The sequence below is a fragment of the Paenibacillus sp. NPDC057967 genome, from assembly GCF_042887015.1.
Classification (GTDB): Bacteria; Bacillota; Bacilli; order Paenibacillales; family Paenibacillaceae; genus Pristimantibacillus.
This window is the reverse complement of record NZ_JBHVQB010000001.1, coordinates 24,439-44,637: the sequence shown is the minus strand read 5'-3', so window position 1 is coordinate 44,637 and position 20,199 is coordinate 24,439. Positions and strand designations below refer to the sequence as shown.

Annotated in this window: 18 protein-coding genes and 1 riboswitch; of the genes, 16 read left to right on the top strand and 2 right to left on the bottom strand. The window is 50.4% G+C overall.

Annotated features, from left to right (window positions below):
• Positions 1-2 precede the first annotated feature (2 nt).
• Together ACFVSO_RS00200 and corA are read right to left on the bottom strand one after the other, a co-directional pair.
• Positions 3-905: a LysR family transcriptional regulator gene (locus tag ACFVSO_RS00200; RefSeq protein WP_387468857.1), complete on the bottom strand. Its 903-nt coding sequence runs from the start codon at positions 903-905 to the stop codon at positions 3-5.
• An 85-nt stretch (positions 906-990) separates the two neighbouring features.
• Positions 991-1,926, bottom strand: coding sequence for a magnesium/cobalt transporter CorA (gene corA, locus ACFVSO_RS00195; RefSeq protein ID WP_119800740.1), 936 nt, complete (start codon positions 1,924-1,926; stop codon positions 991-993).
• Positions 1,927-2,302: 376 nt separating this feature from the next.
• Positions 2,303-2,409: riboswitch (SAM riboswitch) on the top strand.
• A 104-nt stretch (positions 2,410-2,513) separates the two neighbouring features.
• Between corA and metA the strand changes: the two genes are divergently transcribed.
• The 16 genes from metA (at position 2,514) to ACFVSO_RS00115 (ending at position 20,161) form a co-directional block, all read left to right on the top strand.
• Positions 2,514-3,437, top strand: a complete 924-nt coding sequence (gene metA / locus ACFVSO_RS00190) for a homoserine O-acetyltransferase MetA (protein ID WP_387468854.1) — start codon at positions 2,514-2,516, stop codon at positions 3,435-3,437.
• 50 nt (positions 3,438-3,487) lie between these two features.
• Positions 3,488-4,648 (top strand): PLP-dependent transferase, encoded by a 1,161-nt coding sequence (locus ACFVSO_RS00185; RefSeq protein WP_387468852.1) that lies wholly within the window; start codon positions 3,488-3,490, stop codon positions 4,646-4,648.
• 304 nt (positions 4,649-4,952) lie between these two features.
• On the top strand, positions 4,953-6,089 hold the full coding sequence (gene mqnC, locus ACFVSO_RS00180) for a cyclic dehypoxanthinyl futalosine synthase (protein ID WP_387468849.1): 1,137 nt from the start codon (positions 4,953-4,955) through the stop codon (positions 6,087-6,089).
• A gap of 168 nt (positions 6,090-6,257) precedes the next feature.
• The gene (locus tag ACFVSO_RS00175; RefSeq protein ID WP_387468847.1) at positions 6,258-7,181 is read left to right on the top strand and encodes a putative sporulation protein YtxC; all 924 of its coding nucleotides are present in this window, start codon (positions 6,258-6,260) and stop codon (positions 7,179-7,181) included.
• 412 nt (positions 7,182-7,593) lie between these two features.
• Positions 7,594-9,528 carry a threonine--tRNA ligase gene (thrS, locus tag ACFVSO_RS00170; protein WP_387468844.1) on the top strand — a complete coding sequence of 645 codons (1,935 nt, stop codon included), beginning with the start codon at positions 7,594-7,596 and terminating at the stop codon, positions 9,526-9,528.
• A gap of 69 nt (positions 9,529-9,597) precedes the next feature.
• Positions 9,598-10,158 carry a 3D domain-containing protein gene (locus ACFVSO_RS00165; protein ID WP_387468841.1) on the top strand — a complete coding sequence of 187 codons (561 nt, stop codon included), beginning with the start codon at positions 9,598-9,600 and terminating at the stop codon, positions 10,156-10,158.
• A 58-nt stretch (positions 10,159-10,216) separates the two neighbouring features.
• Positions 10,217-10,387 (top strand): hypothetical protein, encoded by a 171-nt coding sequence (locus tag ACFVSO_RS00160; RefSeq protein WP_387468839.1) that lies wholly within the window; start codon positions 10,217-10,219, stop codon positions 10,385-10,387.
• Between the two features lie 130 nt (positions 10,388-10,517).
• Positions 10,518-11,906, top strand: a complete 1,389-nt coding sequence (locus ACFVSO_RS00155) for a methyl-accepting chemotaxis protein (protein WP_387468837.1) — start codon at positions 10,518-10,520, stop codon at positions 11,904-11,906.
• Positions 11,907-12,079: 173 nt separating this feature from the next.
• On the top strand, positions 12,080-13,117 hold the full coding sequence (gene liaF, locus ACFVSO_RS00150; RefSeq protein ID WP_387468835.1) for a cell wall-active antibiotics response protein LiaF: 1,038 nt from the start codon (positions 12,080-12,082) through the stop codon (positions 13,115-13,117).
• Between the two features lie 7 nt (positions 13,118-13,124).
• The gene (locus ACFVSO_RS00145) at positions 13,125-14,159 is read left to right on the top strand and encodes a histidine kinase (protein WP_387468833.1); all 1,035 of its coding nucleotides are present in this window, start codon (positions 13,125-13,127) and stop codon (positions 14,157-14,159) included.
• The gene (locus ACFVSO_RS00140; protein WP_387468831.1) at positions 14,156-14,821 is read left to right on the top strand and encodes a response regulator; all 666 of its coding nucleotides are present in this window, start codon (positions 14,156-14,158) and stop codon (positions 14,819-14,821) included. Before ACFVSO_RS00145 ends, ACFVSO_RS00140 begins: the two co-directional genes overlap by 4 nt.
• A 69-nt stretch (positions 14,822-14,890) precedes the next feature.
• Positions 14,891-15,304, top strand: coding sequence for a YugN family protein (locus ACFVSO_RS00135; RefSeq protein ID WP_387468828.1), 414 nt, complete (start codon positions 14,891-14,893; stop codon positions 15,302-15,304).
• 151 nt (positions 15,305-15,455) lie between these two features.
• The gene (locus ACFVSO_RS00130) at positions 15,456-15,962 is read left to right on the top strand and encodes a hypothetical protein (protein ID WP_387468826.1); all 507 of its coding nucleotides are present in this window, start codon (positions 15,456-15,458) and stop codon (positions 15,960-15,962) included.
• Between the two features lie 320 nt (positions 15,963-16,282).
• The gene (locus ACFVSO_RS00125; RefSeq protein ID WP_387468824.1) at positions 16,283-17,851 is read left to right on the top strand and encodes a trypsin-like peptidase domain-containing protein; all 1,569 of its coding nucleotides are present in this window, start codon (positions 16,283-16,285) and stop codon (positions 17,849-17,851) included.
• 80 nt (positions 17,852-17,931) lie between these two features.
• The gene (locus ACFVSO_RS00120) at positions 17,932-18,627 is read left to right on the top strand and encodes a response regulator transcription factor (RefSeq protein WP_387468822.1); all 696 of its coding nucleotides are present in this window, start codon (positions 17,932-17,934) and stop codon (positions 18,625-18,627) included.
• Positions 18,628-18,631: 4 nt separating this feature from the next.
• Positions 18,632-20,161 carry a sensor histidine kinase gene (locus ACFVSO_RS00115; protein WP_387468820.1) on the top strand — a complete coding sequence of 510 codons (1,530 nt, stop codon included), beginning with the start codon at positions 18,632-18,634 and terminating at the stop codon, positions 20,159-20,161.
• Positions 20,162-20,199 lie beyond the last annotated feature (38 nt).

Below are 20,199 nucleotides of genomic sequence, written 5' to 3'. Positions count from 1 at the left end.
TCCTACTCGCTGCTGATGAATGAATGCTCTGGCATGCCTTTCAAATCGCTCAAAAACTGCTGCATGGCCGTATTCAGATAACGGCCCGACTTATAGACGACGCCAACGGGGTGGCTGGCTTCAAGCTCATTGATTTTAATGATTTTAAGCGTGCCATGCTTAAGCTCTGTAGGAATGGACAGCTTGGAGACAATGGCGGCGCCAAGATCGATCTCGACCATCCTCTTCACTTCTTCGCTGCTAGACAGCTCCATGACGATATTCGGTTGAACATTGTATTTCCTGAACATGGCGTCTACGTATCGCCTGCCCAGCGTGTCCGGTGCAAGCATAATCATCGGGACGTCTTTCAGCTTGTCAACGGTAGTATGCGTCAGGCTGCTGAGCGGATTCTCCGGGGAGACAACAAGTTCGAACGTATCGTAATAAAGAGTGGATGAGGCAATGTTCGGATTTTTCTCCGATAGATAGGTTATGCCAACGTCCACGGAACCATTCTCGACGCAGGTCATAACTTGGGATGATGGCATGGTATGTATCGTTGTCTTGATAAGCGGGTATTGATTCTGAAAGTAAGACAGCACCCGCGGCAATATTTGAATCGCGATGGATGAGGTCGTACCAAGCGTAATATGGCCTTGGGGCGTATGATTCAGATCGTTGAGCTTCTGCTTAAGCTCCTCGACGATGGCAAGCATGCGCTCCGCATGCTCCAGGAAGACCTGTCCATGTTCCGTAAGGGTAACGGGCTGGTTGCGGTCGATCAGGACGGTTTTGAATTCATCCTCCAAGCTTTTTATCTGAGCCGATACGGCTGGCTGCGTCAAATTGAGAAGCTCGCCTGCCTTGCGGAAGCTCATCGTCTTGGAGATGGTGAGCAGTGTTTCCAACTGGCTAATATTCATGTCCAGTATTCCCCCTTCCGACGTTCACTGGGCATAGGTCTATTATATCTTATCTAAAAGTATGCAGCAAAAAAAGGAATGGCTCTCAGAGCCACTCCTTCTTGCGGAAAATAATAAACATGCCAAATCCCAGTACAATCATAATGCCGAGTAAAATATAGGCTCCAAGCTTGAAGTGAATACCTGGAATATCGTCAAAGTTCATGCCGTAGATGCCCGTAATAAAGGTGAGCGGCATGAATATCGTCGTAATGGCTGTGAAAACGCGCATGATTTCGTTGGCGCGGCTCGTAAGGCTGGACTGATACGCCTCGCGAAGGTTGCCCATCAGATCGCGGTACGTCTCGAAGGACTCCGATACTTTGATGGCATTCTCATAGACGTCGCGGAAGTACTTCTGCAGCTGATCGTCAATCAGCTTAAGCTCCTTCTTGTTCAGCGTGAAGATCACTTCGCGCTGAGGGCCAAGCACCTTTTTCACCCAAAGAATCTCGCCGCGCAGACCAATGATCTCATTCAGATGCGACTTCTTTGTATGCATCAGGATGTCTTCCTCAAGCGTCTCGATCCGGCTGTCGATCCGGTCGCCGACGAGGAAGTAATTGTCTACGACAAGGTCGACCAGGTAATACAGGAACTGGTCCGGACGATTGACCTCCTGCTCCCATAGAATAGGCTTCAGGGAACGTAGCTCGTTAATTTTTTGTTTTGTTACCGTAATAATATAGTGGCGTCCCAGGAATATATTGAGCGCCCGTAAAAAAATATCTTCATCATCAAAGCGAATGCTGTCAATGACGATAAAATAATGATTTTCGTAAATCTCGATTTTGGGTCGCTGCTCCTCATCGTTGAGGCAATCCTCGACCGCAAGATCATGCATGCCGAATATCGGCTGCAGCACCTCAAGATCCTCTACATCTGCATCAATCCAGTAGAAGCCTTCTTCAGGCGCCAGGCGCGTCTGATCGATGTCTTCGACCATCGTGAATTTTCCATTGTTTACATGTCTGATCTTCATACGCAGTTCTCCTCTCTCGTCTTACAGGAGACTGCCGGCTGGAACCCAAAACAGAGCCGTCGGCCCGTTATCCGTTCCACATCAAAGTGCGTGCAGGAACGAGGGAGGGGCGGCTTTGTATCGGCAAAACCGACAGTGGCCTATTACAGTTGGCTTCGGGCTTAGGTCGATCACCTTCCATGTCCTCATACACTCCTTTAATGTCGAATGAATGTCCCAATCCTTGTCTAGTATACTCCCGCACTGGCAGAACATTCAAGGGAAAAATGGCTTGATGGAGGTCGGTTTCACAGTATATGCGGCGGAGTTCTTGACGGGAAGGGCAGAATGGATTAAAGTAGTCTTAATTGGAAATACAACAACTGAATAGACTACTTTCTTATCAAGAGCAGGCGGAGGGACTAGCCCGATGAAGCCCGGCAACCGGCATTTAAGCACGGTGCTAATTCTTGCGGAAACATTTTAGTTTCTGAGAGATGAGAGAGGCGGACGGCTACTTGCCGAGCATACGACCTTTTCTCACGCAGAAGGGGTCTTTTTTGTTTGTCGACTTCTAATGACTACCGATATTTAGGAGTGTGATCAAAGTGCCTATCAAAGTACCAGACAACTTGCCGGCGAAGGAAATCTTGAGCAATGAGAACATATTCGTCATGGATGAGAGCGTTGCCTACCAGCAGGACATTCGTCCGCTGCGTATTGCCATACTGAATCTGATGCCGACCAAAGAAACGACGGAGACGCAGTTGCTTCGCCTGATTGGCAACACGCCTCTGCAAGTGGAGGTTGTCCTGCTCCATCCGAGAACACATCAGTCCAAAAACACGTCTGCCGAGCATTTGGAGTCGTTCTACAAAACGTTCGACGAGATCTCCCATCAATATTTTGACGGCATGATCATTACGGGTGCTCCGGTAGAGCATCTGCCGTTCGAGGAAGTGAACTACTGGGAAGAGCTTCAGGAAATCATGGACTGGACGAAGCGGCATGTTACTTCGACCTTCCATATCTGTTGGGCTTCCCAAGCGGGTCTCTACCATCATTACGGCGTGCCAAAGTACAATCTGGACTTCAAGGTGTTTGGTGTCTTCCCGCATACCGTTGCGGAAGAGAAGCGGAACGTCCAACTGCTCAGAGGTTTCGACGAGCTGTTCTTCGTACCTCAATCCCGTCATACAGAAGTGCGTAAGGAGGACATCGAGCCGATCGAGGAGCTGGACATTTTGTCGGAATCCGCGGATTCGGGCATTTATATTGTAGCTTCACGCGACGGGAAGCAAATCTTCGTCACGGGCCATTCCGAATACGATCCAACCTCGCTCAAGTTCGAATATGACCGCGATGTAACGAAGGGAATGGACATCGAGCTTCCAAAAAATTATTTCCCGGGCGATAATCCTTCTTGTATGCCTTTGTCCACATGGAGAGCGCATGCCAATCTGCTCTTCTCCAACTGGCTGAACTATTATGTGTACCAGCAAACGCCTTACGATCTCGGCGCTGGCATCTAGTTGTGCGTGTTCAAACCTCTAATACATGTTAAGGGAGTTGCGAAGTTAAGATGAAAATCGAAAGTCACTTGGCTCAAATCGGTTCCGTACAGGAGCCTGTTACGGGAGCGGTCAGCTTCCCGGTCTATCAAGCAACGGCATTCCGCCATCCCAAGCTGGGACAAAGCACGGGGTTCGATTACGCCAGAACCAAAAGCCCGACCAGAGCCGTGCTGGAAGAAGCGGCAGCGAAGCTGGAGTCCGGTGACGCCGGATTTGCCTGTAGCTCCGGCATGGCAGCGCTGCAAACCATATTTGCTTACTTCAGCCAAGGCGATCATCTGATTGTATCTCTGGATTTGTATGGCGGCACATACCGTCTGCTGGAGCGCATTATGTCGAGATTCGGCGTAACGGCATCTTATGTCGATACGAATGATATAGACGGCATGTCCAGCTTGCTGCAGCCGAACACGAAAGCGGTATTGATCGAGACGCCGACAAACCCGCTTATGATGATCACTGATTTGGAGCGTGTATGCGCATGGGCCAAGTCGAGAGGGCTTTTGTCGATTGTCGACAATACGCTGCTTACTCCTTATTTGCAGCGCCCAATCGAGCTGGGAGCTGACATTGTCATTCATAGCGCGACCAAATATTTGGGCGGACATAATGATGTGCTGGCGGGCTTGATCATTACAAAAGGCGAGGAACTATCGCAGCAGATGGCGATTCTACATAACTCCATAGGCGCCGTATTGGGACCGCAGGATTCCTGGCTGCTCATGAGAGGGATGAAGACGCTTGCGCTTCGGATGGAGCGGCATCAGTACAATGCGACGAAGATTGCAGAGTATCTGCTGGAGCATGAAGCTATCGAGGATGTATTTTATCCCGCTTTGCCACATCACCCGGGACATGAGGTTCAGAATAAACAATCGTCCGGCAATACAGGCATCTTCTCATTCCGAGTGAAGGATGCTCGTTACGTAGAGCCGATTCTGCGCCATATTGGGCTGATTGCATTCGCAGAGAGCCTTGGCGGCGTGGAATCATTGATGACGTATCCCGCTGTGCAGACGCATGCCGATATTCCGGAAGAGATTCGCAAGGCTGTCGGCGTGGATGACCGTCTGCTGCGCTTCTCCGTCGGCATTGAGCATGTCGATGATCTGATTGAAGATCTGGAACAAGCGCTTCGCGCGGCGAAGCAGGAGATTGCAGAGCAATAGAGCCCGCATACAGACACGGCTGCCGATCCGATCGGCTAGTGCCGTGTCTGTCTTCTTATTACTATAGTAGACTTTATAAGTTTTCCGAGGGTATCGAGTTTGAAAGTTCTAACTGGCGATAAAACCTACACCATGCTTAAGAACCTGTAGGTCGCTCATCTAGTATGGCCTCGATAAAGGTTTTCTCAAATTTCGCTAATTTGCCATATTGGTTTTGTAGTGAATGGATGACTAGTCTTCTTAATCTGTGATAGGATTAAGTATTGCTACTTATTTGACTGAACAAGTTAAGGAGGTCTTGCGGATGAGCGCGATAGACCGTATATTGGACAAAGCCCTGAGCGGCGACAGATTGAGTCTGGAAGACGGGATGGAATTGCTCGCTTCCGATCAGATCGAGAAGATGGGACATGTAGCCAACCAGCTGATGCTGAGAAGGCATCCGGAGCCGATTACGACGTTTGTGGTAGGACGCAACGTCAATTATACGAACGTATGCGACGTATATTGCCGGTTCTGTGCTTTCTACCGAGCACCAGGCTCGAAGGAAGGTTATGTACTGGATGACGAGGTCATTTTAAATAAGATTCAGGAAACGGTTGATGTTGGCGGTACCGAAATCTTGATGCAAGGCGGTACGAATCCGAATTTGCCATTCACGTATTACACGGATTTGCTTCGCAAAATCAAGAATCGCTTCCCTAACATTACGATGCACTCTTTCTCCCCGGCCGAAATCCAGAAGATGAAGGTTGTCTCTGACGGATTGTCTCTGGACGAAGTCATTGCCCAGCTTCATGAGGCTGGACTCGACTCCCTGCCGGGCGGTGGCGCGGAAATCTTGGATGACCGAACCCGCAGAAAAATAAGCCGGATGAAAGGCCCATGGACGGATTGGATGGATGTGATGAATTCCGCTCACCGCCACGGTATGAATACGACGGCTACGATGGTGTATGGCTTGGGTGAGACGATCGAGGAGCGGGCGCTTCATATGCTCCGTATCCGTGACGAACAGGATAAGGTGCTGACGAACGGCTATCCGACGCCGGGCTTCATGGCCTTTATCTCCTGGCCGTTCCAGCCTGATAATACGAATCTGAAGCTGGAGAAGGCGAAGCCGGAGGAATACCTCCGTATCGTTGCAGTTAGCCGCATGATGCTGGACAATATTAACAACTTCCAGTCCTCGTGGGTAACGATGGGACCAGAGATGGGCAAACTCAGCTTGTCGTACGGCTGTAATGACTTTGGCAGCACGATGATTGAGGAGAATGTCGTATCCGCTGCCGGCACGACGCATAAAGTGAACATCGACCTTATTCTTCAGCTTATTCGCGAAGCAGGCAAAATCCCGGCTCAGCGTGATACCAAATATAACATCCTTCGCATGTATCATGAATCCGAGAAAGCGGAACGCGACTTCATTATGCAAAATTAATTCTTATTCTTTAATCTTTATTTATAAAATCAAGACCGCCCGATACGGCCTGTTGACCGTTCGGCGCGGTTTTTTTTTGATGCGAAAGCTGCGCTTCATGCCAAACTCTTCTTTGTATATACGCTGCCTAAGGGCCATATACTGTAACGGAAGGAAAGGGGTGAGCGCATGGATTTGTTCAGAATCGCATTGCCAGATGAGGAATCAGTCGAGAACCTGCAGTCGCTGCTTAAGGAACAAGTAAATGCTGATTTACATAGGTCGGCCCGGGAGGTTAGTCTTCCATTCGTTCAATTTGTGCATGAAAAGGGAGCCGTATACTGCGTTGCCCAGCTTCCGCAGTTCCAACTAAAGAGCGATGGCCCTTTGTTATATAAATCGACCGCCAATGCAATTGCTGAATACGTGGTGAGACATATGGAGCCAGACCTGCTTTCGTCGATTATCCGCAAGAAATATCGGGGAAATCCATCCATGGATGCCGTTATCATTGAAAAGTATTGCCATGATCTCCTGCACGGCAAGGAGTGGGAGGGTCTCGGAAGCCGTTTCCAGGAAGCGGACCGTGCCAGACGGAAAGGGAAAATTGCCGATGAAATCGCGAAGTTTCTTGAAGTGGAGACAGAGCTGAATCTGAGCGGGCTGCTCACATTCCGCCTGCGCACCTACCGCAAGGAACTTACGGAAATTGTGGAGTATGCGCTGGATGAATATGTGCTGGATAAACAATATCAGGAATTCATCTCGCTGCTGAAGTATTTTGTCCAGCTACAGGAGTCCAAGATAGCGCTTGTGCATCTGGTGCACAAAGGCGGCCATGATTTTATGCTGTACAATGAAAGCTTCCAGACGCTGGAGCCGAAGCCTCCGTCGGATCGGATCGTAGCGGAGATGCTGGAGACGGAGATGAATATCGAGGACATGGTCATCAGCTCGCTGATCTCGGTATCTCCGAAGCAGATTATGATTCATACGCGCCATCCCGATATGCAGGTTATTCGGACAATCGAGACGATCTTCGATAGCCGGGTGAAGGTATGTGTGAAATGCCCGTCCTGCTCCAGCACACTGGATGAGCTTATTCACCCTTAGGAAGCTGCGCAACTTGCGATTGCGCCCTTGACCATTTTCTCTTCTCGGTCTATAATGATGCTGATAAACATTGCAACAGCCATGACCAGAGTCATGTGTCTGCCAGATGCGCTTGGACCAGAGAGAGGAATTCCAGCTGAAAGTTCCTTCCTAGACGCGGGCAGATATACCCCTCTATTAGCTGTATGGTTGAACCTGCAGGATGATCTGCGGCTGTAAGCCATACCGGATATCTCCGTTACCAGATAATTACGAGGACTGCCGTCCCTAAGCGCAAGATTGGGACATCAGCAGTTGAAGTAGGGTGGAACCACGAGCTGACAAGCACTCGTCCCTTTTGCGGGATGCGTGCTTTTTTTGTTGCGTTCTTGCTGCTTCGCTTGCAATAGAAGAAATGGGAGGATGAAGGAAAGTGAGTATTAAAATTACATTGCCGGACGGCGCAGTCCGTGAATATGAAGCCGGCACAACCATTGAAGACGTAGCAGGCTCGATTAGCTCGGGACTAAAGAAAAACGCGATTGCCGGCAAAATCGACGGCAAAGTCGTTGATGTATATACACCAATCGAGCAGGATGCGGCGATCGAGATTGTAACTGTTGAATCTGCAGACGGTCTTGAAGTATACCGTCACAGCACAGCGCATTTGCTGGCACAGGCGCTGAAGCGCATTTATGGCAATAAGGAAGTCAAGCTGGGTATCGGTCCTGTAATCGAGGACGGCTTCTACTACGATATCGACATGGAGCATTCCTTGACGCCAGACGATCTGGCAGCTATTGAGAAGGTAATGAACAAAATTATCGGTGAGAATCTGGAGATTCGCCGCAGAGTTGTAAGCCGCGACGAAGCGCTGGCCATCTTCTCGGAGCTGGATGACAATCTCAAGCTGGAGCTGATCCGCGACTTGCCGGAAGATTCCGTGATTACGATGTACGACCAAGGCGAGTTTTTCGATCTTTGCCGCGGTCCGCATCTGCCTTCGACTGGCCGGATCAAAGCGTTCAAGCTGTTGAGTGTTGCGGGCGCTTACTGGCGCGGCGATTCCAAAAACAAAATGCTTCAGCGTATCTATGGTACTGCTTTCCCTAAGAAAGCACAGCTGGACGAGCATTTGCACTTCCTGGAAGAAGCGAAGAAGCGCGATCACCGGAAGCTGGGCCGTGAGCTGAAGACGTTCACCTTCTCGCGCGAGGTTGGCCAAGGCTTACCGCTATGGCTGCCTAATGGAGCGAAAATCCGCAGAACGATGGAACGTTATATCGTCGATCTGGAAGAGCGTCTTGGCTACGAGCATGTCTACACGCCTGTACTGGCTAATGTTGAGCTGTACAAAATCTCCGGTCACTGGGATCACTATAATGAAGATATGTTCCCGACGATGGTTATGGACAATGAAGAACTGGTGCTTCGTCCGATGAACTGTCCGCATCATATGATGGTATTCAAGAGCGACATGCGCAGCTACCGTGACCTGCCGGTTCGTATTGCCGAGCTAGGCACGATGCACCGCTACGAGATGTCCGGCGCGCTGACTGGCTTGCACCGCGTTCGCGCAATGACGCTGAACGACGCTCACATCTTCTGCCGTCCGGATCAGATCAAGGAAGAATTCGCGCGTGTCATTAACTTGATTCGCAAGGTATACGAAGATTTCGGCATTAAGGAATACCGCTTCCGCTTGTCCTATCGTGACCCGCAGGATACAGAGAAATACTTCCAGAACGACGAGATGTGGGAAATGTCCCAGCGTATGCTGCGTGAGGTTGTCGAGGAGCTGGAGCTTCCGTTCTTCGAGGCGGAGGGCGAAGCGGCATTCTACGGACCGAAGCTCGACGTACAGATCAAGACAGCACTGGGCAAGGAAGAGACGTTGTCGACTGCACAGCTGGACTTCCTGCTGCCTGAACGCTTCGAGCTGGAATATGTCGGGGAAGACGGCAAGAAGCATCGTCCAGTCGTTATCCACCGCGGCATTATCAGTACGATGGAGCGTATGACGGCATTCCTGCTTGAGAACTTTGCGGGTGCGCTGCCGCTATGGCTATCGCCGGTACAAGCCAAGATCATTCCGGTTTCGACTGCATACGAGGCTTATGCTCGTGAAGTGGCAGAGAAGCTGCAAGAGGCCGGCATTCGCGTAGAGAGTGACCTGCGCAATGAGAAGCTGGGTTACAAAATCCGCGAGGCTCAGCTGGAGAAGGCTCCTTATATGCTGGTCGTTGGCGAAAATGAGATGCAATCCGGTTCCGTCTCCGTCCGCAAACGCGGCGAGGGCGATATCGGCGCCAAGTCCATCGCAGAAATCATCGAGTATTTGCAAAGCCAGATCGCATCCAAAGCGTAGGCGGTAACCTCCCTGCGCATAAAGCTTGAACCATCAGGGCAATATTCTTCTGAGGAGGAGTTTGCCCAGATGGTTACAAGCTTTTTTCTTTGCGCAAAAAAGGGGATGATCCTGCTGATCGCCACACTCGCAGCGCTTGGTGCGCCAATCGCATACAGTGCGCCCGCTGAATCTGCAGCCAATCATCATCCTAAGCAATCGAATACCACAACAACAGCTGCACTGGATGTTATAGAGGTGGTGGCAACAGGTTACACGGCAGGTGTCGAGTCCACAGGCAAACGTCCTGGCCATCCCGGATACGGTATTACGTATTCGGGGGTGAAGGTCAGACGCGACCAGGTATCGACTATTGCAGCCGATCCCAAGCTGTTCCCGATCGGAACGCTGCTGCATATCCCGGGATACGGCTACGGCGTAGTAGCCGACACCGGATCGGCCATCAAAGGAAATCGCATCGATCTGTATTTTGAGACGATCAAGGAAGTATATGAGCAATGGGGCAAGCGCAAGGTCGAAGTCCAGGTGCTAAGGCGAGGAAGGGGCAAGCTGACCCAATCCTGGTTGAATGAAATCAATCAGGTGATAGAAGTCGGCAAGCCGATTCCCCAGTCTTACCTGGAATCGTAATTTTTGCATAAGAAGCCGAAGGCTTGCCATACTAATGGTGAACGGGGAGGTGACGACCATGACAAACAAAAACAAAAACAAAGCTGCACAAAATCAAAACCAAAACAATCAGTACAACGCTGAATTCGCTGAGGAATTCAACCAAAATAATGCAGCTAACAATCAAGCTGCTAACCAAAACGCGAACCAAGCAGCTCAAAACAATCAAAACAATCAAAACCAACAATAAGGTTAGTTAAGGTGACATGAGTCGCCAAAAAGAGAGAGAAACCGGCAACGGTTTCTCTTTTCTTTTGTCTAATACTGGATTATAATGTAGGGAAAACTCACATCACCCACGGAGAGGGGCGGTCTTACATATGCGACCTGCAGCCCGATGGTTTTCCCGAAATACGGATAGTGAACCGATCAAGCCGGAACAACAGGACAAGATGGTGACGCTGCTCCATGAATCGGTGGTCATTTCCGATCAATTGAATGCGGCAGTAGATGAGGTGGATGGAGCTATTCTTCAACTTACCGACATAGCTAACCGTTCGGCTGCTCAGGAGCTGATGCTCCGAAGATCCAGCACAGGCGCGATGAGCCAGATGGAACAATCGTTCTCCGCGCTTCAGGAGGTTGCTTCGGCGGCTGAGCAGATTAGCGGGGCTTCCTCCCGTTTGAGGCTCAAGAGCAACGAGACAAAAGAAATGGTACTGGATGTAAGCCGCTCCCTGCAGACTGCCAATGAAGTCATGAATGAGCTGATTATTCAGAATGGAGAGATGGATGCGCATATTCGCGAGCTGATCGAACAGACGTCTCATATCAGTGAGATGAACGCGCTTATCCAAGCGATCGTATCCCAAACGTCTTTGCTTGCGCTGAATGCATCCATCGAGGCTGCGCATGCAGGGGAATACGGCAGAGGTTTTGCGGTCGTCGCCGATCAGATCAAGAAACTGGCTGAGCAGAGCGGAGAAGCGGTCAGAAGATCGTCGCAGGTCGTCGAGCAGATTGAGAATGGTGTCAAGCAAGTCATCCGGGCGGTAGATGAGGAGAAGAGCTCTGTCGGACGCGGCGCAGACGAGATGAGAACGACGCAAGGCAGAGTGGACGATATATTGTACAAAATATCCGAGGTGGACGAGCTGGCAGGCAATACGGATGTGGCAAGCGCAAGGCAGACGGATCATATGGCAGATATGACCCGCATGCTGAAGGAAGTCGTGAATTCCGTCAATGAGACAGTGGAAAGTGTCGATGAGACACTTAAGATGACGGAGCAGCAGCGGGAGCAGATCACCAAGCTGGGCCGGATTAAGGGCAATCTGGGTCGTTCGTCGGGAGAACTGGTGAAGGCTATTGATTATGTCGGTATTAAACATACAATCAATAAGGCGATGGGCAATGTGGCGGCCTTGCAGCAGTGGCTGAGGCAAGCCGCAGCCGACAGCAGACTGCAGTCGTTTAAGGAAGAGGAGCACCGGTCCGTATTGACGGAGTTGCTCCGTTCCAAGCCGGATATCGAAGCAATCTGGTCGAATCGCAAGGACGGCTCCTTTATCGTATCCTTGCCTGAGGCTGGTCTGCTGAATGCCAAAGGCAGGGAGTGGTGGAAGCAGGCGATCGCAGGACATGCCTTCCAGTCCGACATCTACGTATCGGCCATAACGAAGCAATTGTGTATGACGATCTCTGTGTCGATTCACGATGAAGCCGGGAATCCGATCGGCGTAATCGGCGCGGATATGTCGATTCAATAACGGGTAGGCCGTCATTGCCGAGGCAATGGCGGTTTTTTGTTGTGAATATGTAAATAACATCCAAACATATCGGTCTCGAGACCGATATGAAGTTCAATCGGCCGTCCCTTATACGACAGACGGGCAATCAGGTATACTAAGAATATAAATTGAAGGGCATGGGAGTTGGCGTCATGAATGGAAACTTCGCAAGCCGGTTGCTGACCGGACTTGTCATCATTTCGTTGGGAATAGCGTTTTTGCTTAGACAGCTTGGTTATTTGTATTTCAGCATAGGGGACGTCTTCTCGACCTTTTGGCCGTGTATCCTGATCTATTTTGGATTAACGCAGATGCTGAGCGGCCGCAATCATGGCGGTTCAGGTTGGTGGGGAGGGTTCATGGTTATTCTGGGCGCTGTCTTCCTGGGCAATAACCTGGATTTCTTGACCTGGTCTATTGGGGATATTATTCCGTTCCTGATTCCTGTCATTATTATCTTTGTCGGCCTTCGTATGATCTGGAGTCCGAGCCGCAGAAAACGTCAGACGCCTCCATCCGAAGATTGGCAGTCTTACCGTCCCTATCAGGATGAGTCGCCTGTACCTCCGGCGCCGCCGCTTCACCCGGACCCGACAGGCAGAGACGGCTCGGATGAGTTCAATAGTCAGGATGACTATGCTGATGAGCCTAAGAAATCGCAATCGAAGCATCAGGGGTTTGACGAAGCCGGATCAAGCAGCTCTTACGGCTCGGATGACGGGTATAGCAAGTACAAGAAACGGGGCAAGCAAAGCGGTTGCTACGAAAACGGCCACAAAGAACATGTAGAATGGTGGAACCATGATGAAAGCACAATCAATCGCACCGGCTTCATCGGCGATATCCATATGGGCCACGATTATTGGGAGCTGAAGCCGATGAATATTTCCCACTTTATCGGCGATACCGTTCTCGACCTGACCAAAGCGCAAATTCCGTTTGGCGAAACCAAAGTTACGATCTCTTCCTTTATCGGAGATGTCAAGGTATACGTGCCGAATGACTACGAGGTTGGCGTACAAGTGGTATCCAGCGCGTTCATCGGGGATGTGAAGGTGCTTGGGCAGAAGGAAGGCGGATTGTTCACGAACGTGAATACGAAGTCGCCTCGTTATGCCGATGCCGACAAACAAATCAAGATCGTCATCAGTACCTTTATTGGCGATACGCGTGTAACAAAGGTAGGGTGACGCTGGCATGATGGTTCGATTTTTGCGCAGCGGCAAGTGGGAGCTTATCGGCATGTTCGTCTTGTCGTCCGCCGTATCCGTGCTGCTCGCGATGTTATTATGGAGTGTAGTGGTTGGGCAGTTCACGACGATTGAGCTGAAGTTATGGTCGGGCTTACTCATCTTGCTTGTAAGCGGCGGATTTGGATATTGGGCAGCGCAGCGGTTCGGCCAGAGGCTGGATACGCTGCATTTGTCCTTGAAGCAAGCGGTGAACGGCAACTACGAGGTGCGCATCACGGAGCAAGGGCATAACTCTTTTGTACCTATCTACCGGGAGTTTAATGAGCTGGCTGAGCAAATGGAAGAGAAAATGAAGCTGCTTCAGCAAATGGGAGAAGAGAAAGTACTTGCGGAGGCGGCTTCGAATGAAGCCGCTGTACTGGAAGAGCGCAAGCGGCTGGCGCGTGATCTGCATGATACGGTCAGTCAACAATTATTCGCCATCCATATGTGCGCTTCATCCTTGCCGAAGCTGCAGCAAGTCGATGAAGAGCGCGCCAAGTCCGTGCTGGATCAGCTGATTCAGATGTCTAACCTGGCACAGAAGCAGATGCGTAATTTCATCGCACAGCTGCGCCCTATGGAACTGGAGGGAAGGACGCTTCAGGAGGCGCTGGACAAGTGGTTCCCGGATTATTGCCGCCAGAATGGCCTGCAAGGCTCGATGGAATGGCGGCTGTCCGAGCAGCTTAGCGAAGCGAAGGAGCATCAGCTGTTCCTGATCGTGCAAGAGGCGATGGCGAATATCGTGAAGCATGCGGGAGCAGGCAACTGCACGCTTACACTGGCGGATACGGAGCGGCAAGTCGTGATGATGCTGGTGGATGACGGCAAAGGCTTCAAGGCAGACCAGGTGAAGAGCGGGTCTTATGGCTTGTCGACTATGCAGGAGCGTGCGCAGAAGCTGGGCGGCAGCGCCGATATCGTCAGCAAAGTAGGCAGCGGTACGAGAGTGAAGGTAACAATTCCGAAAATATACCGGGGAGAGCAGAGCCGATGAATGGATCCGATACGATAAAGGTTATGATTGTCGATGACCATGATATGGTTAGAATTGGACTTCGCACTTATTTGATGCTGGAGCCTAAGCTCGATATTATTGCGGAAGCGGGCAACGGCCGGGATGCGATAAGCTGGCTGGAGGCCAGATCGGAGGAGGAGCGTCCGGACATCATCCTGATGGACCTGATGATGCCGGAGATGGACGGCATCGAGACGACGCGAGCGGTCATTGCGAAGTATCCCAATATGAAAATCGTGATGCTCACCAGCTTCCTCGAAGACGATAAGGTGTACGGGGCGATTGAAGCGGGAGCTGTCAGCTATGTGCTCAAGACCGTCTCAGCGGAAGAGCTGATCTATGCGATCAACGGTGCGTTCAAGGGCATGCCGGTCATGACGACTGACGTATCGCAGGCGTTGACGCGAGGGCTGCGGCAGCGGACGGCCCAGTCGGGTGACGAAGACTTGACGGAGCGGGAGAAGGAAGTGCTGCTGCTTATAGCGGACGGCCTGTCCAATAAGGAAATTGCCGATGAGCTGCATATTAGCATCAAGACGGTCAAGACGCATGTGAGTAATCTGCTTATGAAGTGCGAGCTGGAGGACCGGACGCAGCTGGCGGTGCTGGCCCACCGCAAGGGCTGGGCGAATCGCGTGTAGCATAAGGAGATGGGACGGCGGGCATACTACCTTTTAGCAAATACGGAAAAAAGGTTGGAGGTATGCCGCATGATTCCTATCGCTTCGGAAGTGGAAGGCATAGAGAAGAAATTTACAGAGATGCAGGTGCTGCTGGCGGAGCGCCAGTTCACGCTTGGCGGCAATTGGGATTATGACGGCGGCTCGTTCGATCGCGCGCTCGATGATGAGAACAAGGTATGGCTGCGTATCCCGTTCCAGGTGACCGACGGCAACATCGACAGCGAGCTGTCGGAGAACAATGCCATTATTCGCTTCGGTACACCCTATGTGCTTCGGCATCTTTATCAAGAGGGCAATGACCCCGAAGCATCCGTTCGAGTGGCGGGAGCTCTGTTCGACCAGTTCCAGGCCCCGTCCGATCCTGACGCCCCGGTAGATCACCGCTGGACGGAGCAGGCGAAGGAGATTATGGGTGAAGTGGATAGTCTGTTGAAGCGCTAAACAATCTCCATAAATGAGAAGAGGACTCTCTAGCCGGCGGCTGGAGAGTTTTTTTGTTGTTTTAACATGGTAAATGAGCAAATTGTAATCAACTTCATTAAGCATTGAAACGTTTAGAACATATAATCATAATTTCATCGGAGGTGCTTGCATGAGAGTTTTTATTGGACTCATAATGATTGTGATCATAGTTAGCGGTTGTACAAGCCAGAAGGATAGCAAGCTGAATTCTGCCATTTCTGTTGCCGAAGCTTACAAAAAGACTGAACTCGAGGCCAAGCACTTCGAGGATTCAGATGATGCCATGCTCGAACAAATAAGTAGTAAAGATGCTAATCTTCGCCCGCTGACAACAGATTCGTTTTTCCAAAAGAAATCGGTTGATCGTATTTTTATCAATTCACTGGAAATCGCACAAATTAAAAAAGCGGATCTCCGATTATCTGACCTGGTATTTGAAGAACGAGAAACCGATGATCCCGTTGTAATAAAGCTAATGTATGAAGGCGTGCTTCAAATTGGCGATGAAGAAATGGCTATCTCTGGACGTATAGAGTTAATTGAAGAAGGAGGGACTTGGAAGGTCAAGTATGATTCATATAACTTGAAAGATTTGTTAAAAATTATAGATGAGGACATTCTTCAGCGGATAGGGTAGGGAAGCCAGTCTTGCCGCCGAAAATATCGATATGATAAAATATAAGAGAGCCGTGTGTAAATATACCCCCGGCTCTTTCTATTTATTGATCTGTTTCTGTGGGTTGCCCGCATCTTGCCCACAATAGGCACTTGTATCTAAAAGCTCAATAGTTTGCGGTTTTGCGCAAAACCCAATAATAATAAGGAGTAGCGTGCCCAAAAGTTATCTAAATTTCATGGTTTTTTAAGTTTGTTTTAAGGTAGAATGTGCAAGATAGAACTAACAAATAAATTGTATTGAAATAGATTAATCAAGCAGTCGAACGGAGGAGAAAGCATATGGATGATCAAAACAAAAAAAATGGATACGACGACTTTTTCAATCCGGAGGAGCCGAAGCGTTCAGACGATACGAACGAATCGAGTGAACAGGCTGCCGAGCCTGCTCGCGTCCAGGAGCCAAAGCCTTCTTATTATTATTCATACGGCCCGACCGTCAATGAACCATCGCAGCCAATCGCTAGCGGCAATGGCTACGAGAGAACAGACGGATATGATAGAGGGGCGCAGCAACCGCCGCTGTCTTATCCGCCCCAGCTTAGACCGGTTCCGCCAGCAGGCGGCGGTAATGTCAAGAATGCTTTTCAAGTGAGAGAGAAGAAAAAAGGTCCATCGTTTAAATCGATGTTCCTCTCCTTTATGGCAGGCGTGCTTGTTGTCGGAGGACTTATGTATGCGGCGGATACGCGCAACTGGTTCACGTCAGGCAATACGGTAGCTACGCAATCGGAAGGCAGCGGCTCAGGCTCGGGAACGACGGCAAGCGGCAGCGGTGCGGGAAGCGGGGCGAACGTTGTGGCTAGGCCGGACAATATCGCTCAGCTCTTCAAGCAAGCAAGCCCGGCTGTCGTGAAGATCGAGACTTATGCGAAGGTAAGAACGAACAATGGCGGCAACAGCTTGTTCAATGATCCGTTCTTTAGACAGTTTTTCGGTGATAACTATCCGGGTACAGAGGCACCAAGTGAAGAGAAGAGCGGCGATCTGCAGCAGTCCGGCATCGGTACAGGCTTCTTCTTCGAAGCGGATGGCCATATTCTGACAAACCAGCATGTGGTCGGTCAAGCGGACGAAATCCGGGTGACGGTACAAGGCTATGACAAGCCGTTCACTGCGAAGCTGCTGGGCTCAAGCTATGATTTGGACCTCGCTGTTCTGAAAATCGAGGGAGACAAGGCGTTTCCGACGCTACCGCTGGGAAGTTCCGATGATATCAACATTGGCGATTGGGTTGTCGCGATCGGCAATCCGTACGGTTTTGACCATACGATTACAGCAGGGGTGCTTAGCGCGAAGGAACGTCCAATCGATATTCCGGATCAGCAGGGCGAGCGCAATTACAAGCATTTGCTTCAGACGGACGCTTCTATTAATCCCGGCAATTCCGGCGGTCCGCTCCTTAACGTAAAGGGCGAGGTTATCGGCATCAATACTGCAGTCAGCTCACAAGCGCAAGGCATCGGCTTTGCGATTCCGACCAGCACGATTAATGAAGTGCTCGAGAGCTTGAAGAACAACACAGAAGTACCGAAGGAAGCGGCTCCGTTCATCGGCGCAGAGCTTTATGATATGACGGATGAATTTGCGAAGCAGCTTGGCATGGAGAAAGCGGAAGGTTCGCTCGTGAAGAGCGTTTACTACAACTCGCCAGCTTATCTGGCAGGACTTACACAGTTCGATGTCATCGTTGGCGTTGAAGGCAAAAAGATGGCAACATCGGCAGCATTAATTGCTGATATTCAATCCAGAAAAGTCGGCGAGCAAGTTGAATTCAATATTATCCGTCAAGGAAAAGAAATGAATTTGAAGGTCGAAATTGGCGATAAAAACGTATTTGGCCTGCAATAATCAGCTGCTGCTCGAATTGGCGAACAAGGCGCAGAGTTTCCACTCTCTGCGCTTTTTGTTCGGTAGAAAGGGAGATGCCCGTGAGACCGCATATTGTAGTGGTGGATGATGATGAAAGAATTATATCGATGCTACGCCGCAGCCTGGCATTCGAAGGATACGAAGTAACGACGGCTTCCAATGGAGCAGAGGGGCTTAAGACGCTTCTAACCGTTGATCCGGATATTATTATATTGGATGTGATGATGCCTCAGATCGACGGATGGGAGGTATGCCGCCGTGTCCGCGAAAGCGGAAGTGCCGTGCCAATCATGATGCTGACGGCAAAGGACGATGTGATTGACCGTGTGAAAGGGCTTGATCTCGGTGCGGATGATTATCTGGTGAAGCCTTTTGCGCTGGAAGAGCTTCTGGCCAGAGCCAGAGCGCTGCTGCGCCGCAAGTCGGACAAGCTGGATGAGACCAGCAGCCATCAGCTGGCGTTCGAGGACCTGATATTGGATATGGACGCGCGCGAGGCAATTCGTTCGGGACGGCGTATTGAATTGACGAGCAAAGAATACGATCTGCTGCTTCTCTTTATGCAGAATCCAAGGCGTGTGCTGACGCGCGATGCCATCATGGAGAAAATATGGGGATTTGACTTTAGCGGCGAATCCAACGTGCTGGAAGTTTACATCGCCATGCTGCGGCAAAAGGTAGAAGAGGGCGGCGGAAAACGAATCATTCAGACGGTTCGCGGCACGGGCTACGTGCTCAGGGGGGAGGCAGGATAGAGGCATGTCCATTCGGCTTCGTCTAACCTTGTGGTACTCGGGATTGCTGGCAATTGCATTGCTAGTATTCGGAGCCAGTGTTTATTTGTTCATCAATTGGAATACGTATAACGACCTTAGAGTCATGCTTAAGAAACAAAGTGAACAGCTCAATGTTAGCGCTACGTATCTTTCATTTTACGACCAAAACATTTTGCTGGATATCGGATTGAACGGAAATTCCCCGATGATTGACAAGAAGATGTTCGTACAATTCGTTAAATATACGGACAAAAAAATTGAACGTTCTTATAATTTGGAGCAGCTTGGAACGACGATGTCGTTTCCTGAAGCTACATCCAATCCTAAAGCGGGATATTTCAAACGGGTCATGGAGATTGGCAAGTCGAAATATGACCTATTAACTTATCAAGAGCCAATTCCCTTAAAAGATGGACAATTGGGTGGGCTCGTACAGGTCGGCGTCCTAACCTACAACGAAGACAAGTATTTGTCAGGACTGCGCAACACACTTATCTTTTATTCCATACTTGTCGTATTCATTGCGTTTACGGTAGGGATGATCATCGCGAAGCATGCGCTTCATCCGATTGGCCGCGTTATCGACGCCACGCAGCAGATTGAGAAGGGATCCGATCTGAGTGTACGTATCCCTTCGGATGGACCCAAAGATGAGGTCGGCGTGCTGGTCGATACCCTTAATTCCATGCTCTCACGTCTGGAGACAGCGTACAATGAACTCGATGAAGCGTATAAGGCGCAGCGGAGATTCGTCTCCGACGCCTCCCATGAGCTTCGTACGCCGCTGACGACCATTCGCGGCAATATCGATTTGCTGGAGAAGATGTGGTCTCGCGCCAAGGAATCCGGCTTACCCAAAGGAACGGACGGTCTTATGCTGACGTCGGATCATTGGCAGATGTCCAGTGAAGCGATGTCAGATATCGCGGCGGAAGCCAGACGAATGAGCACGCTTGTCGGCGATTTGCTGGCGCTGGCACGCGCGGATGCGGGTTATGTGATGGAGAAGGAGCAGCTGCAATTGCTGCCGCTGACAGAAGAAGTCGTGAGAAGAGCGCAGCTACTGCCTCGCACTGCCGAATGGCAGATCGGAGACTTGTCCAAGCTGGTTGGCGTACCGGTGTACGGGAATCATGACTACCTGCAGCAGCTGTTGTTCATATTTATCGAAAATGCGTTCAAATACACTTCCTCCGGCCATGTGGAGCTGAGCTCTGTACGTACGGACAGCTATGTCGGCTGGCGAATTCAAGATACGGGCATCGGCATGAATCCGGACGAAATTCCGCATATTTTCGACCGCTTCTACCGGGCTGACGAATCGCGCGGCGTAACGGTAGGGACAGGGCTTGGGCTGTCGATTGCCAAGTGGATTCTCGATGAGCACGGAGGGTCGGTCGAGGTGGTTACATTGGAGAATGAAGGGTCTACTTTCACGATCTGGTTGCCAATAGACTTTTCCGGGCGGGAGGATTCGTCTATAATAGTAGAAACGGATCCGAACTTAAGCTAGCGTTCGCATAATGAGGTTCGTTAGAAAGTAGGTGCAAC

Bases quoted from the DNA above. Each gene is read 5' to 3' on its own strand.
- ACFVSO_RS00200 (WP_387468857.1), bottom strand. From the start codon at position 905: ATGAATATTAGCCAGTTGGAAACACTGCTCACCATCTCCAAGACGATG.
- corA (WP_119800740.1), bottom strand. From the start codon at position 1,926: ATGAAGATCAGACATGTAAACAATGGAAAATTCACGATGGTCGAAGAC.
- ACFVSO_RS00185 (WP_387468852.1), top strand. From the start codon at position 3,488: ATGAAAATCGAAAGTCACTTGGCTCAAATCGGTTCCGTACAGGAGCCT.
- mqnC (WP_387468849.1), top strand. From the start codon at position 4,953: ATGAGCGCGATAGACCGTATATTGGACAAAGCCCTGAGCGGCGACAGA.
- ACFVSO_RS00175 (WP_387468847.1), top strand. From the start codon at position 6,258: ATGGATTTGTTCAGAATCGCATTGCCAGATGAGGAATCAGTCGAGAAC.
- ACFVSO_RS00165 (WP_387468841.1), top strand. From the start codon at position 9,598: ATGGTTACAAGCTTTTTTCTTTGCGCAAAAAAGGGGATGATCCTGCTG.
- ACFVSO_RS00160 (WP_387468839.1), top strand. From the start codon at position 10,217: ATGACAAACAAAAACAAAAACAAAGCTGCACAAAATCAAAACCAAAAC.
- ACFVSO_RS00155 (WP_387468837.1), top strand. From the start codon at position 10,518: ATGCGACCTGCAGCCCGATGGTTTTCCCGAAATACGGATAGTGAACCG.
- liaF (WP_387468835.1), top strand. From the start codon at position 12,080: ATGAATGGAAACTTCGCAAGCCGGTTGCTGACCGGACTTGTCATCATT.
- ACFVSO_RS00145 (WP_387468833.1), top strand. From the start codon at position 13,125: ATGATGGTTCGATTTTTGCGCAGCGGCAAGTGGGAGCTTATCGGCATG.
- ACFVSO_RS00140 (WP_387468831.1), top strand. From the start codon at position 14,156: ATGAATGGATCCGATACGATAAAGGTTATGATTGTCGATGACCATGAT.
- ACFVSO_RS00135 (WP_387468828.1), top strand. From the start codon at position 14,891: ATGATTCCTATCGCTTCGGAAGTGGAAGGCATAGAGAAGAAATTTACA.
- ACFVSO_RS00130 (WP_387468826.1), top strand. From the start codon at position 15,456: ATGAGAGTTTTTATTGGACTCATAATGATTGTGATCATAGTTAGCGGT.
- ACFVSO_RS00125 (WP_387468824.1), top strand. From the start codon at position 16,283: ATGGATGATCAAAACAAAAAAAATGGATACGACGACTTTTTCAATCCG.
- ACFVSO_RS00115 (WP_387468820.1), top strand. From the start codon at position 18,632: ATGTCCATTCGGCTTCGTCTAACCTTGTGGTACTCGGGATTGCTGGCA.